The organism is Nitrosococcus wardiae, from assembly GCF_004421105.1.
Lineage (GTDB): Bacteria > Pseudomonadota > Gammaproteobacteria > Nitrosococcales > Nitrosococcaceae > Nitrosococcus > Nitrosococcus wardiae.
Genome location: NZ_CP038033.1, coordinates 548578 through 563698 on the forward strand (window position 1 = coordinate 548578; position 15121 = coordinate 563698).

Sequence of the window (15121 nt, forward strand, 5' to 3'; positions counted from 1 at the left end):
TTTTGTCAAAATGAAACAAAAAAGACAATATGTTGCATTAAAGCAACAAAATTATGCAATTTGTGAGTATTTATTGATTACTAGGCATATTTCATGCCGACTAGATTGCTTGCTATACTAGTCGAGTTCTAAAATCGTCTTAAGATCTAGGGAAATCCAGGGAAAAGCCCTTAAGGCAATATTGCCGCTACAGTGATATTCTTGAATAGATTGATACTTTCGTCCCACAGGTTCTCGATAAACCAAAAGCCGCTGCCCTGGAAGGTCAATGATCCAACTCTCTAAAATACCGGCCTCGGCATAGCGGGGCAATTTGAGGTCCCGGTCGTCATCTAGAGAACTCTCTGCCATTTCAATAAGCAACAGCACGTCTTCCGGACCCGGATGAGCACTGGCATAGAAATCTGAGCGCGGTTTGAGTAGAGTAAGGTCGGGCTGAGGCTCGGAATAAAGAGAAAGCCGGATAGGGCTTTGCACCCGCACAATCGCCCGTTCTCCCACCTCGCGACTCAGCCAGGCCGTTAGATAATCCACTGCCGCCGCATGACGGCTCCCAATGGGACTCATCTCCAGGATTTCCCCGTCTAGCAGTTCTACCCGGTCATCCTCATGAAGGATACCCACTTCGGCCATTCGATGATAATCTTGTACGGTAAAAGGATGTCGCTTACGGGCCAGCATCTCAACTCCGCCTCTATGACCGCTTAATGTCATTGTCCTTACTTCATGTTTAGCCGAGAATGGACGCCAAGTAAATATTCAATTAGCCCGTCACTGGAAAACACAATACTATGATTTGAATCGAATTAGGTTAAAACAGGCTCACCAAATATTGACGACGCAATAAACGCTCATAATAATGGCCCTAAATTTAGAGACGGTGGGTTTGTTGCAAGCCATCCCTGGTCCCTGGCCCGCACCCTGCGGGCGTGCTGAGCACGACCCGATTCGCTCTTGGCGAATCGGTCGCTACGCTCTACCCATCCTACGAGATGGGGTGCACGGAGCATCGCGATGTGCATCACAAAAAAATACAAAACTCAAGGTTCCGAGTGCTGTTCATCGGTTGCAGACGATTTTTCTTCTTCATTGACCTTTTTAGGGACAATCCCTCCCATCTCCTCCACAATATCCGAAGCATTTCTCAGCTTCCAGCGGAACTCCTCAGTCACTAGGCGAGCCTCATGTTGGTTGCTCACCACACGGGGAGTCATGAGAACGATTAGTTCAGTACGCCGCCTATCTCTTGTGGTAGAGCCAAATAGAGAGCCTATAACGGGCAGCTTATAAAGAAAAGGCACACCAGTTTCGGTGAAATTGTCACTGTCTTGGATCAGCCCACCTAGGACAATAGTCTCGCCACTTTGCACTGTTACTACACTTTCAAAAGCTCGTTGAAAGAAAGTAGGGTTACCTTGCAGCCCACCACTTATGGTCTTGACATCGGTGACTTCCTGTCTGAGCTCCAAGGTGACCCGCCCACCCGCATTAATCCGTGGCGTCACCGTTAATAACACGCCGGTATCCTTAAATTGGATCTGGGTAGTCTGTGCCCCTCCTATGCCGATAGTGGAGCCCAATTGTATAGGCACCTGATCCCCCACCTGAATCGCTGCAGTTTGATTGTCAAGCGCTAATAATTGGGGAGAGGAGAGAATTTTTAGTTTGCTATCAGAAGCCAAGGTTCGTAATAGGGCTCGAACCATGCCACCCTCGGTGAGGGCATAGGTAAAACCACCTCCCGCCTCTGCTGCCTGCAACCCACTGAAACCATCCAACAGATTAATGGAGCCACTACCGCTGAACTTATTGCCACCAATTTCCCCCACTTCGTTTCTGAAAAACCATTGCAAACCATATTGGAGATTATCTGTCAACTGCACTTCGGCAATAGTGGCCTCTACCAATACTTGGCGAGGAGGGATATCTAGCTGGCGAAGGGCCGCTAGAATTTTTTCATAGATACGGGGTGTCGCAAAAATAAGCAAGGCGTTGTTTTGCACATCGGCGACAATGCGTACCTCCAGCTCGGCAGCAGCATCCTCAGCGCCAGCGCGTTCAAATTCAATACCCGCAGGGCCCGGTCTCCTTGGCTTTTTGTCACCATTTTCTGCTTCACCTCCTGCTTCAGCTTGGAACGCCCTGAGATCCGGCTCCTGCGATGCACTGGGATCCAATGCCTGGGAGGCCTTGAACCCTCCCATAGGGGACGAGCCGAAGCCTCCCGTTCGGGATGAGCCGAAGCCTCCCGTTCGGGATGAGCCGAAGCCTCCCCTTCGCGAGGACCCGAACCCCCCCGTTCGGGGCGCAAAGAGTTCTGTCGCCTCCCGGCCTGGCGCTACTCGTGCAGCGGGGGTAATTCCGCGCCCTCCTCCTTGTCCAAACGCTTCCTGCAGCAGTCCTGCCAGATGCTCCGCACTGCCATTTTGGACCGAATACACGTAAAGACGCCCAGCCTCCGCGTCTTCACCCCGGTCTAGGCGCTCTATCCACGTTTGGGCTTCTTCCAGATACTTAGATTGGGAAGTGATGGCCAGAACTGCATTGAGGCGTTCAATGGGGATAAAGCGGAACATTCCTGCCAGGGGTGTGGCCGCCTCAGGTCCCAGCACCGCATTTAATTCATTCACTACCAACTCGGCATCCGCGTATTCCAATTTGTATAACCCCACCGACATCCCTTCCAACCAATTCACATCAAAGATATCGATGGTCTCTTGCCACTGGGCTAGTTCTTGGGCCGTACCGGCCAAAATAAGCAGGTTCCGAGCTGGATCAATACGAAGGATAGTCCCTTGAGGAACAAAAGGTTCAAGAATCTTTTGCATCTCCGTGGCCCCAATATAGCGCAGGGGCACGATACGCACACCATAACCTGCAGCGGCTCCCGCTCTCTTTAAACGCGGGGACAAATGACCTTGAACGGCCTGATTAATAGGCACCACTTTATACAGCCCTTCAGCTCGAACCAGGGCCGCGTTATTCATTCGCAATAATGTTTCAAGGGTAGAGATTAAAGCACTCTTGGGCAGGGGGCGGCCCGTCTGGACAGTGACCGTTCCCTGAACGGCTTTATCAATAACGTAATTCTCCTCCAGAATATCGCCGAGTATGGTTTTCACCACTTCGCGGATACTGGTATTCTCGAAATTTAGGAGAATCTCGCCTTCCTGTATCTCAAAGGTCCGCGGCTTGCTTGCCACGTTACGGTTGATGAATTGATCACTCCCAGGATAGAGCTCAGTACTTTCAATGGCGTCCTCTTCTTCAGGGGCTGGCACAGCTTCGAGTTCAGTAGCTTGGGCGATTTTAGGGCCTTCAGGCAAACTCCCCCCCTTTTGCTTACCTTTGCCAGAGGAAGAAATGATAGATGAATGTGCCTTACCGTTAGTGGAACCCGTTGGCTGGGTCGCACAAGATCCCAGGAGAAAAACCCCTAAAATGCCCACACCAATCGGTAAATGCCACGCATTTTTTTTCTTTTCTCGCAACTAAATCCCCTTAAGTGAGAGCCAATTTTGCATTGGCCGTTTATTTTTTTAATCCGTTGCCGCCCAAGGTGCTGTTGGGCTTTGCCGCTATATTTAGATAAACTGCTGGGCCTTTAACGTCGCCTTTTTTGTCGATTTCGGCGCACTGCCCGTTTTCTTTGTAATAACTTCTGCGCCATTGGCTCAAAATCTCGAATCAATTCTAATGCTTCCGAATGACCATTATTCTTAAGCAGAACCTTATCAGGAAAGATCTGAACAATTTGCCAGCCTTCTAATTTTTCTCCCTCACGGACCCGTAAATTCTTATTATTTTTGATGTCTTGCAAAAGAGCCACCGTTTTTTTCTCAGTGACAACAACTCCATTAAGAGCAAACAATTCCTTAGCGGGGACTTGCGGCTGCTGGGATTGCTCAGCCGCTTGCTGCGCCTCGGACTCGCTTTCTTCCGGTTCGGGAGGTCGGCGACTAGGTCGAAAGAGCGGGCGGGCCACAGTTTCTTCATAATGATCAAAAGGAAGGAGGGCAACATCTCCCGTTGGCTTTCGCTCTGGGATCAAATTCGAAGAAGGAGTACTCGAATTGGCTCCGTTCCCTGCCTGCCCAAACCGAGGCGGGTATCGCACCTCCAATGCAATCACCCCCAATACCACGAGGCATAAGCTCACCAGTAAAATCGCTAGCGCCTTGTGGTTAGGCTCCGCTAAATGCACCCTTCCCCCGCATATATCCGTAAAGCTCAAAACTAACCGTTAGCCGGGTTTCTTCGATAATGGTGCGCCGATCATGCCGGCTACGCCGTCGGATCTGGCGGCTGCGTACTTGAAGATCATCCACAAATAACAAGGGCCGCCGCGATTCCAAATCATATAAAATCTTTTGCAAAACTTCAGTATCACCCGTTATTCGCACGCTGATCCCGACCCGCGGAAATGGCTCATTCTCCACCAATGGCAAGCTTTGGGTACTCACCAAGGTGCCATTACTGGACTCCACCGCTGTTTTAACCCATTTCCGCAACTCCGTAGCCGCTAACGGGGCAGACTGTTGCTCCAAATAATAAGCATTTGCGGCTTGTTCCCGCCGCAACCGATTAAGCTCAGCTTCCAATGCTGTCCGGCTAGCAATGATTTGGTTGTATTTCTGGAGCCGCTGTTGCATGGAAGCGATATTTTCTTGATAAAACCTATGCTTGGCAATAACAGGCTGGACGATGACGAAATAAGCCGCCAGCAGGACAAGCAATAATAACCCCACGGCGGTCGCACAACGCCACTTTTCCAAAAATTCCAAGTTCATAGAGGCAGTGACTCCAACTTCGGAAGCTGCGCGGTAATATAGAATCGGTCCCGGCCGGTCCTGGCGTTGGTCGTCACCGGGGAACGAAATTGAACATCTTGAAAATAGGGAGAGGCTTCTAAAATAGGGATTAAGGCCGATGCCTCGGTTGCCTCTCCACGAACTTTAATTTTTCCCCGGGTAAAATCAAGCTGCTGGAGCCAGATTCCATCCGGTAGGATGCGGGTCAGTTCGTATAGAAATTCAACTGCTGAAGGATACTGCTCTTTTTCCTCAACTAAGAATTCTGAAGCCTCAATGGCTTTTTCTAACCGCTGGCGAATTGCAATGACGGCTTCTGCTTTCTCCTGGGCAGCGGATACCTTTGACATCAAGTCAATCACCACCGATCGTTCTTGCCACAAGGGAAACAGGAGTGCCGCCCCCGTAAAAACCATAAGCAGTAAGCTCAGTGCCATGTTAATTCGTGGCAAGGCCTTGGATCTAGAGGAACGCTTTTCATCCGGTAACAGGTTAATACGCCCCGGACCGGTGCCCATGACATCCACTATGGCTGGCTGTAGGCCCCAATGGGACAACCGCTCCAGCCATTCGTCCAGTATGCGTCGGGGAACCACCACTAACCTGACAATAAGATGGTGGGCCTCTAAGCTGCGTTTTATCACCTCAAAATCGTAGTAGACCTGGTTCGTTGCAAAGGGCGTATGGCGCTCCATTTCAAAGCCCAGTACCTGGCGCAAATTCTCTTCGGCCGCTAGAGGAAGGGTGATGGGCTTGGAAAGTGTCTGCTCTGGTGATAGGCGAAACACCAACACCTTATCCTTCCCCTCAAAACGTTCATCCCCACGCTCTATACCATTATAAAAGCCAAGATCCTCCTTAGATTCGCCTCGCTCCCGATGGAGTCGCACCCCTTTTCCTTGCGGCTCTAGCACTAATCTCGTAGTCTCATGCCAAAATAACTGCCGCACCCCTGACGGAAGACAACAGAGCAGCCCTTGTCCCCACCAACTCAAGAAACCACTGATATTGAAGGACGACAATACATTCTTAGAAAGAGCCTGCGCTCCCATTCCCTGGCGCTTTGATTGACGTTTTGTCGCATTAGCATTCATAGAGGTTAAAAAAAGGTTGGAAAACCCCTGGTTAAGTGGAGTGAGTTAAGGGGTGCGAGTACCATGCCCGCCAAAATTTAAGCGCTTAATCGAGAGATGCCTACAGGCTTTCTCTCCATTCAAGTACCGAATAAGGAATGAGACCTTCTGTACTAGAGTCGGGAGATATCACGGCCTTTATAAGAGCTGCCCCGCCTCCTTCTGTTTTGGCCTCAGCGCGCACACTATACGCCAAACCTTGAGCTTGAGCCAAATATCCTCCTCCCACCGGCGGTAGTGGCGGCGGCGCTTCCCCCATCATCTGTCTTGCTCTTCGCTCTTCAAGATAAATTTCAATGGCCTCGAAATCAATCCCCGGTATTGCCAGAAGAACCCCCCTTGGCGCGACGGCAGGATCAATGCCAGGTTGTTCCGAATAGACGGTTAAAAAATTCTCGAGGCGCTGATAGAGCTCTAGGGATATTCCCAAAACTTGCTGCAACTCCGTAATATCCTCAAAAGGACCGTCCTTAGCACCATAGGGTAATCCCGCTGCCATATAGTCTTTATCTTCTGCCCCTTGCAAGAGAGGCACATCATCAGGGTCACGCCAATCCTCAATGGCATCCAGCAAGGAATCCCGCTCCTCTACAGCGACGCCTGCAACCCCCAACAACCCGCCTAAAAGCTCTCGGCTAGCCGTATTTAGGTCAACCAAACCGCCGACGTCCCGAACTGAAATCATCACTTCTCCATCTCCGAATTTCCACCGATAAGGGAGGCCATCCGGAGAAAAACGGCGCATTTGAAGGGGGCGCAGAAGATCAAGGGTGGCATAAACGATGCCGGCCTCTGCCAAAGCCCGAGCCTTTGCTTGTCCTACTAGGTTAGCCGCAAGGGTGGATTCAATGCGCAAAGTATAAGTAAAACTGCCGGCAATGACCGCCAGCAAGGTCACCGTCCATAACACCACCACCAGGGCAATCCCTCGTTCAGCAAAGGACATAGACGGACTCCACTATTGCCCGGCGGGACCAGGACCAAAATCAACTCGAAAGCGCCTGCCAAACCCTCTCCCCTGACCATCTGGCGGACTAGACTGAATACCGGCAATCAGTTCAGGCCATTCAGCCTCCTGAGTGCGGACTTGCAAGCGGACTAATTGCGGCGGCCGCTGGGTATCCTCCCAGCGCTCATACCACTCTGGCGCTTCCCCAACTGCTTTCTTACCAAAATAGGAAAAAGCAATTTCTTCCACGGCCTCCAGCAAGACTTCCCGTTCTCGCCCCGTCGTTTCCTGCCCCTCGGGCCGGTAAGGCCGCCAACTCATCATCAAGTGGGATTCCCCCCCCTCTTTAACGACCTCAAAAGTAATCCAATAAAGCCCACCAAGACCCAAGCGGGTTAACAGAGGCGCGACAAATTGCATGGCCTCCGCAGTGCCTGCAAAAGTCATAGTCTGGCCCTGTTCGGGATCATTAAAGAAAAGTAATTTCTGCTCTCGAATCTGGCGCCGAAATAACCCCTCAATGACTCTCTGCTTCTCCACGACCTCCAACTTTTGCTCGGCAGCTTCCCAACTGCGGGTTGCAAGGCGCAAGCCACTGAACAAAATCACCAGCATCATGCCCACCAGGGTCATGGCAATTAACAATTCCACCAGCGTGAACCCCTGGCAGGAATGGGGGGCTTTGCTTCCTGCGCCATGCCGCCAAAGGCTCCATCTTGGAGACATTATATTAAAACTCCAATCGGGAAAGACAGCAGGGAAGTATTAAAGAAATCCGAGAGTAAATTTGGGGGACTAGGCTCAGCATACCCACTTTGTCTAGGTTAATATAGAACATTCCAGTTTCACACAGGAGCATAACTCAAGACCATGGGCATAAAGGAACTGCTAGCACGAGCCCGTCGGTTGCAAGCAACACACCGTTTCAATGAAAGCGCTCAACTCTATACCCAAATCCTGGCCAAGCACCCCAACCATCCCGATGCTCTTCTCGGCTTGGGCAACGCCGCCCTGCAAAATAGAGACTTCGGTGGAGCGACCCAATGGTTAGAACGCCTCCTCAAGGTTATCGGCCCCAAAAAGCAACTACTGACTACCCTGAGCATGGCCCACAGTAATTGCGGCTCCCGCTTGTTCGAAACAGCAGCACTGCCATCAGCCCTGACCCATTTTCAACGTGCCCTGAAACTCGATCCTCATAATAAGCTCGCCTGGCGCAATTTAGCGCTCACTCAACTCCACCTGGGGCAGCTCCAGGCCGCGGTGGTCAGCGCCCGCCAAGCAACCCTCTTCGATCTCCGTGATCATGAAGCCCATTTGTTGTTGGCGCGGGCCCTACTAGCGAACCACCAACGCCCGGCCGGGCTGGGCCTACTCAGTATCCTATCAAATCTTCCCTTGCCTGATGAACTCGCCATCGGAGTCGCCGAGCAATGGCTGCTTTGCCAGCAGCCTGATCCCGCATGGGCGCTGCTAGAACGACAACGCTCTCGCAGCACGGACCCAAGCACCTTGGCTTCCCGCATCATAACCTTGGCCCGCCGCCATGGAGAAAATTGGCAAGCAGCCCAATGGCTGCGCCACTGGCTTAAACAAAATCACGCCAATGACAAGCAGTCTTTGGGTTTCGCGCGCGCACTGGCCAGAGCCGGCGAAGCTCGTCAAGCGATTGCCGTTTATCAAAAGACGCTGACGGCCAATCCCAGCTCTTGGCAAGCAAAACTGGGGTCGGCGCTCACCCTGCCGGTTATCTATCAAAATGCCCACCACTTGGCAAGGGTGCGTGACCGCTTTGCGAAAGGCCTTGAGACCTTAAAAAACTGGCAACCGGCCTCTCCCCCCCTTCTGGAGGATTTGCTCTGGTCAAACTTTTTGTTAGCCTATCAAGGATTTAACGACCTCTCTCTGCAACGGGATTACGGAGACTGGTTACACCACTGGGCTAGCCGTGCCCAAGATAGTCCCCCTCAAGTTGATACGAAAAGATGGAGACCACGCCGCATCGGCTTTGTTTCAAGTTCTTTCCGGAATTGCACCGTGGGTCATTACTTTGGCCGCTGGCCCGGGGCCTTGCGCCAAGCGGGATTTGAGGTGATAGTCTATCAATTAGGTCCCCACCGGGATCATCACACCCAGACTGTTGCCAATTCAGCCAGCAAATTTTGCTATTTGAACCAGGATCTTGCCTCTTGCGCGACCCAAATAGCGGAAGATCAACTAGATGCCTTAATCTATCCGGAGCTTGGCATGGATACCCGGGTATTGGTGCTGGCAGCCCTGCGGTTGGCTCCCCTTCAGAGTTGTGCTTGGGGTCATCCTATCACCAGCGGCTTGCCGACAATGGATATCTACTTTTCCTGCACCACCATGGAACCTCCTGAAGGGCAGCGCCACTACCGGGAACAATTGGTCCCCCTACCTGGACTAGGCACGAGTTATCCAGCGCCTCCTCAGCCACCGGCGGCAGGCCGGAGGGAGCTGGGCCTGCCAGAAAATCATACCCTCTACCTCTTGCCCCAGTCACCTTTTAAGATCCATCCAGAAACCGATCCCCTGGTGGCCCAAGTATTGGCTGAAGATACCCAGGGAGTATTGGTATTATTTACCGGCCAGGATCGTCGGGTTACCGACAAATTGCTCAGCCGTCTCCAGACCGCCCTAACTAAGGCGGGCGCAGATCCAAAACGCCAACTGCTGTTGCTACCCACCATGCCACGTTCGCGCTACTTGCAAATTAATCGCTGCTGCGATCTCATACTCGATCCACCCCACTGGTCGGGGGGAAACACTGCTCTGGATGCCTTAAGTACCGGGCTGCCGATCATTACTCTCCCCAGTGCCTATATGCGGGGGCGGCAAAGCACGGCCATGCTGACTTTGCTGGAGCTACCGGAGCTGATTGCCCCTAATGGGGAAGGCTATGTCACCCAAGCCCTCCAGTATGGCAGGAACAAAGCGGCAAACGAGACCCTGCGCGCACAAATTTTCACCCGGCAAAAACGCCTCTTTGAGCAGAAAGAACCTCTAAAAGCGCTCACAAGCTTTTTTTGCAGTTTAGAATAACCCCTTACATTACCCTATAGGTAGCGAGTGATTGTCCCCCATGATCCCTCTCCAGCTTTTTACCGCGCTCTTTCTCCCTTGGCTGCTTGGTATCGCTTGGCTACGCTTGGGTTGGCGTCAGGTCGCAAGAGGCACCGGGCCCCTGGTGCTTGGCTATGCTTATTTATTAGGCATTCTCGTCACCACGTTGGTGATGCGCCTCTGGGATGCGGTGGGGTTAAAGCAGGCTTTTTGGCCCCTCGCAGGCTTACTCTTGTGCTTGACCCTATTGGGATTTTGGCAGGGACGCCATCTTCCTTGGAAAGAGGGAGGCACCCTGGGTCGCAGCATCCCCCATTTTCAGAATCCCTGGCAAAAGGGACTTTTCGCGCTACTTATTGCCTTTCTCACCCTCCGCTTCGTCAATCTAGGCTTAGAAATTCTTTGGCGTCCCCTCTACCCCTGGGATGCCTGGACCACTTGGGCGCCTCGGGCCCAGGTCTGGTTTACACTGAAAGAACTGGTGACTTTCGTTGACAGCGCCACTTGGCTCCACAACCCCAGCAACGAAATCTATACCATTCCGGCTTGGCACTATCCCAAAACTATCTCTCTCATCCAACTCTGGATCAGCCTGGCCCTAGAGGGGTGGGACGATTCCTTAATTAACCTGCCCTGGCTATTCTGTGCCGGCGCACTGGGGCTGGCCTTTTACGGACAGCTCCGCTATTGGAATCTAACACCGCTGACTAGTCTCCTTGGCACTTACTTATTACTGTCCCTCCCTCTGCTCAATACCCATATTGCCCTTGCTGGCTATGCCGATCTGTGGCTCGCAACGACCTATTCCCTGGCCGGGATGGCTTTTTTACAGTGGCTGCGCACAGGCGATTCCCAGCAAGGCGGGTTAGCTTTGCTGCTTGCCCTGGCCTGCCCTCTGATTAAACGGGAAGGACTGATCTGGATACTCACGTTTCTCCCCCCCCTTCTTATTGCCCACCTCTCCTTTAGGACAATGCTACTTACAGGAGCGGGAGGATTGGCAAGCATGGTGGCTTGGTATATGGCTGGAGGAATCCGTATTGGAGAACTCGAAATCACCCCTGATGTGATTCAAATTCCTTCCCTAGGCCGCTTTGAGTTAGCCTTGTCTCCAGTCTGGGAACCGTTTTACCAAAATCTGTTTGTGATGGGTAATTGGCATCTTCTTTGGTACCTGATCATCGGAGTATTGGCCCTCTCCGCCCTCCGCATCATCAGCCATCGTCAACTCTTGGTTGGCTTTTCCTTTATCGGCAGTGGCTTGATCGTGGTCTTCGTTACCTTTTTCTTGACCAGCAACGCTGCTTGGGCTGAATATTACACCAGCATCAATCGGATATTACTCCACTTGGTCCCCATCCTATGGTTTTATATTCTGGTATTACTTCAGCAAAGCTATGCCGGAAACGGCCTAAGGCCCTCTTCCAGCCTACCTGCTAAGAAAAGCTAGGTCCAGAAAAACCCCGCTGGAAACGGCCCTAGACCTTATTCCAGCCTACGGGAAGATACCTCTTCCTCGCCCTCTCCTTGGGCATGTTGGATCGGCTGGACTTTTTCTAAGCTCGCTTCAAGCACTGCTAGGCGCTGAACTAGCCGACGCAGCTTGCGTTCCTGCCGGGAACGTTCTAAGTCCATGGTGAGCACTTTAAGCAAGAGCAACCCCATCCCCAATACCACTGCCAAAATAGGGGGATAAGCGACGCCAAAAAAAGGCGCCACCTTATCAAATAATTCCGGGAAAGCCCCTAACACCACTACCGTAGCGGCGACAAACAGCCACCAGACAGCATAAGGACCGTGTAAGTGGTCACGGCGCACCAGGAAGAGAATCAAACCCGCAATCAACACCCCAATAAAGGTGGATGTCCATTGGTAATCAATCATCACTGTATGCCCGCTGCCGCTTCCCATTCATCCCTACCTTGGCTAAGCATAAGATGCTCGTTTGCAGCATATATTTTCCAACGATCAACCAGGAAGGAAACACCCGTGAGCTGCCATGATCCCGCTCACGCATGGGGACTGGAACTTCCTTGATACGTAGCCTAGCGTGGCGTAATAGCAACAACACCCCTACATCCTGATAATCAAGCAATGTAGCCTCAGGAGAAGCAAGGACGGCCATAGCCGCCTCATTATAGGCACGGAAACCGGAGGTCAAATCCTCAATCCTCAACCCTGTCAGCTTGCGAAAATAAATCCAGGCAAGCTGCCGAGCATGGCTACCTCGCTGGGTACAGGCGCCAATGACCACATCTGCCTCCCCCGAGGCTAAGGCTACCAACAGGGAAGGAAAAGCCTCCGGCAGATGTTGACCATCAGCGTCCATGGTCAACACCTGCTTGTAACCCGCTTTTAGGGCATAACGAATACCGGCTTGGGTTGCCCCCCAAGCCCCTAAATTGCAACTAAGGGACAGGACGGTAGCGCCGGCAGAACGGGCAATCTCTGCAGTTCTATCAGTACTCGCATCGTCAACCACCACTACCTCGCAGGCCAAATGCCTCTTTACCGCCCCCACGATACTGCCGATAGTCGCCGCTTCATTGTGCGCTGGAATTAAAACCACAACGTTCACAGAGCCCTTTTCCAGGGAACCTCCGATTTCAACTAGAGCAATTAACCTCATTGGTAAAAAAAACGCCAGCAAAAGCTGGCGTTTTTCCCCTTATTTCCGGAAAGCCGGGTTTTACTTAAGGCTCCCCACAAAGGCTGCCAAATTTTCGATATCTTTATCGCTCATGGACGCTGTCACCTGGTTCATGATGGCGCCAGGTCCCTGCCCTTTCCGCTCACCACTCTTAAAAGCATGGAGTTGCTCGGAGATATAATTGGCATCCTTACCTGCCAATACCGGGAACATAGCCGGGTTAGTGCTCTGACCTTGCGGTCCGTGGCAAGCCGCGCATCCTTTCTGCATATAGAGCGCCTTGCCAGCTTCAGCATCACCGGCCCAAACCGAAACCGAAGAACAAACCATAACAGTACCCGCTGCCGCTAGCAGAACTTTTTTCAGCATTCTTTTTTCCTCCACAATTTTAAAATAAACACAATTACTAAATGTAAATCCTTATAAATTTTGTTACTTTTGGGTGCCAAAAACACACCTCAGGCGATTCTGGCTGAGAGTAGAACCAATGTAAAGCAACCATTCCATCCGGCTGTCCCCTTCCCGTTCTCAGCCGCTACTCGCACGATAGCTGTCCAGTATCTATTCGATTACTAGAATTTCGCAATCTCCCATATTGCTCGTGCATAGTGGGCGTGGATGGTCGCGTCCTTCGTCACCAGGGGCGCATCAAATAGAGTCGCCTGAGCCACAATGAGCCGGTCAAAAGGATCTCTCGTCCAGATTTGCGCTTCAGCCTCGCGCACGATCGCTGAAAAAGCGGCTTTGCAAACCGTCAGTCCGAGAGCAGTCTCCAAGACATCAAGCACTGGAAGCGGTGGTTGCCCTACTCGCCCAATCTCGAAAAGATACTGAAGCTCAAGCCGTACCATCGGCGAGATGCGGATATCGTCACTCGTTTCGAGTAGATGAGCTACCTGCTGCGGTACTGCATCTCGCCCCTGTGCATACAGCCAAGCCGCGACATGGGTATCAAGATAAATCAGGGACGCCATTCCTGGGACCAATCCATGTGCACGATATCCTCCGGTCGGGTCTTAAGGTACTCGGGATGGGGTTTGAGCAAATCTAGCTTTCCTCCTTGCTCGACCACAATACGCAGCCGCCGCCCCTTGCGTTCAATCTCAACCGGCTCCCCTGACTCAAGGACGTAATCGAGAATCCGGTATAGATTGGCTCGGAGCCGCGATGGAGAAAGGTGCTGGATCATCTGGATTGCCCTCTGACAAAAAAACGTACGCAATAATAACAATACCGTACGACATCGTCTATATTTGGGGTGACAGGCCCTGGAGGCAAGTTTTGTCCCTGGATTTTACGAATCAGGGTTGATGCCATTCGAATCGAGGCAAAGCTGAGTAAACCCTTTAATATTTCAATACTGTTCCCATTTTCTCCAAAAATATTTCTTTATTAAATCTCTGTGCTTGCCTTTCACAGGCTTCCCGCATCTCCAAAGCCCGCTTCGGGGTAAGGGTTTGAACGGCAGAGATAATATCCATCGGTGTTGGCTCAGGGGTAATGAATAGCCCCGTTTCGCCATCGATAATGGTTTCCAATAATCCCCCTTCTGCCACGCCTATCACAGGCTTACCTGCCGCCATGGATTCCACGGGGGACATACCAAAGTCCTCATCTTTCGGAATGTAAAGGGTTGCAATGGCATGGCCTAACAAAGCTTGTAATTGATCCTGTCTAGGCCAACCCATAAAATGAATATTGCTGGCTCCCTCGGCCATGTACCTAAGGCGAGGTAAATCACTCCCCTCGGATACCACCACCAAGCACTTGTCCGGCATCTGCAAAAATGCCTGGACAATGACGTCAACCCGCTTATGGGGTTCAAGCCGAGCAAGTGAAAGGTAATAGTTGCCCTGCCCTTGCCACGAGAATTGTTCTACCTCGCAGGGGGGGTAAATGACTATTGTCTCCTGCCCCAAATAATGCCGATACTTGCGGGCAACGCTCTCGGAATTGGCAATCACCAAATCCATCTTGGCAATCGCCGCTTCATATCGAGGTTTACTATAGGCGATCAGGGCCTGAAATGCCGGTTTCTGCCACCATGGGCATTGAGCAAAATAATAACCCTTAAGATCATAGGCAAATCGCAACGGGCTGGTATGACAATAGAGAATATTATGGCCCTCATGGTGATGCACTGCTACAGGCGCATAGACGCCACTGTACAGCACTATCTCATAACGGGATAAGAATGCTGTACGAGAATGAAAAAGCCTCATGGTTTTAAGGGCACGCCAGGCTGGAGACTGGGCTATACTTCCCAGCTCTATGCATTTCAAACCCACCATTTCCCCATCAGGAATCACCCCATGGTTGCGGGCGCCAACACAGAGGTCAAACTCCGGAAATGCCCGTGCCAATAGCAAGGTCACCCGTTCAGCCCCCCCTGGCACCTGCAAGAAATCATAGAGAATTATTCCTTTTGTCCGCGGCAATCCATTAACTCCTAAAAATAGACAAGGGTTCTCCGTTCCTCCCGTTGGCAATCAAA

General features: G+C 51.7%; 15 protein-coding genes. 2 read left to right on the top strand and 13 right to left on the bottom strand.

Annotated elements, in window-relative coordinates; all coding sequences use genetic code 11:
* Positions 1-117 precede the first annotated feature (117 nt).
* From E3U44_RS02695 to E3U44_RS02725, 7 genes are all read right to left on the bottom strand, one after another.
* A complete protein-coding gene (locus tag E3U44_RS02695; RefSeq protein WP_134356547.1) occupies positions 118-681 on the bottom strand; it encodes a Uma2 family endonuclease in 564 nt (187 codons plus the stop codon).
* A gap of 359 nt (positions 682-1040) precedes the next feature.
* Positions 1041-3326, bottom strand: coding sequence for a type II secretion system secretin GspD (gene gspD / locus E3U44_RS02700; RefSeq protein ID WP_240761702.1), 2286 nt, complete (start codon positions 3324-3326; stop codon positions 1041-1043).
* 278 nt (positions 3327-3604) lie between these two features.
* Positions 3605-4204, bottom strand: coding sequence for a type II secretion system protein N (locus E3U44_RS02705; RefSeq protein ID WP_134356549.1), 600 nt, complete (start codon positions 4202-4204; stop codon positions 3605-3607).
* A complete protein-coding gene (gene gspM, locus E3U44_RS02710; protein ID WP_134356550.1) occupies positions 4185-4790 on the bottom strand; it encodes a type II secretion system protein GspM in 606 nt (201 codons plus the stop codon). The genes E3U44_RS02705 and gspM overlap by 20 nt, the downstream gene beginning before the upstream one ends.
* Complete coding sequence (locus E3U44_RS02715) at positions 4787-5863, bottom strand: PilN domain-containing protein (protein ID WP_134356551.1); 1077 nt, start codon at positions 5861-5863, stop codon at positions 4787-4789. The genes gspM and E3U44_RS02715 overlap by 4 nt, the downstream gene beginning before the upstream one ends.
* A 142-nt stretch (positions 5864-6005) precedes the next feature.
* The gene (locus tag E3U44_RS02720; protein ID WP_134356552.1) at positions 6006-6890 is read right to left on the bottom strand and encodes a type II secretion system minor pseudopilin; all 885 of its coding nucleotides are present in this window, start codon (positions 6888-6890) and stop codon (positions 6006-6008) included.
* A 12-nt stretch (positions 6891-6902) separates the two neighbouring features.
* A complete protein-coding gene (locus E3U44_RS02725; RefSeq protein WP_134356553.1) occupies positions 6903-7619 on the bottom strand; it encodes a prepilin-type N-terminal cleavage/methylation domain-containing protein in 717 nt (238 codons plus the stop codon).
* A 144-nt stretch (positions 7620-7763) separates the two neighbouring features.
* On the opposite strand from E3U44_RS02725, the gene E3U44_RS02730 reads away from it, so the two are divergent.
* Positions 7764-9956: an O-linked N-acetylglucosamine transferase, SPINDLY family protein gene (locus tag E3U44_RS02730; protein ID WP_134356554.1), complete on the top strand. Its 2193-nt coding sequence runs from the start codon at positions 7764-7766 to the stop codon at positions 9954-9956.
* 40 nt (positions 9957-9996) lie between these two features.
* The gene (locus tag E3U44_RS02735) at positions 9997-11427 is read left to right on the top strand and encodes a hypothetical protein (protein ID WP_134359640.1); all 1431 of its coding nucleotides are present in this window, start codon (positions 9997-9999) and stop codon (positions 11425-11427) included.
* Between the two features lie 35 nt (positions 11428-11462).
* Here E3U44_RS02735 and E3U44_RS02740 read toward each other — a convergent pair whose 3' ends face one another.
* The 6 genes from E3U44_RS02740 to E3U44_RS02765 form a co-directional block, all read right to left on the bottom strand.
* Positions 11463-11861, bottom strand: coding sequence for a DUF2304 domain-containing protein (locus E3U44_RS02740; RefSeq protein WP_134359641.1), 399 nt, complete (start codon positions 11859-11861; stop codon positions 11463-11465).
* Positions 11854-12555, bottom strand: coding sequence for a glycosyltransferase family 2 protein (locus E3U44_RS02745; RefSeq protein ID WP_240761703.1), 702 nt, complete (start codon positions 12553-12555; stop codon positions 11854-11856). Before E3U44_RS02745 ends, E3U44_RS02740 begins: the two co-directional genes overlap by 8 nt.
* A 111-nt stretch (positions 12556-12666) precedes the next feature.
* Positions 12667-12996, bottom strand: a complete 330-nt coding sequence (locus tag E3U44_RS02750; protein ID WP_134356556.1) for a c-type cytochrome — start codon at positions 12994-12996, stop codon at positions 12667-12669.
* 203 nt (positions 12997-13199) lie between these two features.
* Entirely contained in the window at positions 13200-13601 is a 402-nt protein-coding gene (locus E3U44_RS02755) for a type II toxin-antitoxin system VapC family toxin (RefSeq protein ID WP_134356557.1), read from the bottom strand.
* Entirely contained in the window at positions 13589-13816 is a 228-nt protein-coding gene (locus E3U44_RS02760) for a type II toxin-antitoxin system Phd/YefM family antitoxin (RefSeq protein ID WP_134356558.1), read from the bottom strand. Before E3U44_RS02760 ends, E3U44_RS02755 begins: the two co-directional genes overlap by 13 nt.
* A 157-nt stretch (positions 13817-13973) precedes the next feature.
* Positions 13974-15065, bottom strand: coding sequence for a glycosyltransferase (locus E3U44_RS02765; protein WP_134356559.1), 1092 nt, complete (start codon positions 15063-15065; stop codon positions 13974-13976).
* Between the last annotated feature and the right edge of the window lie 56 nt (positions 15066-15121).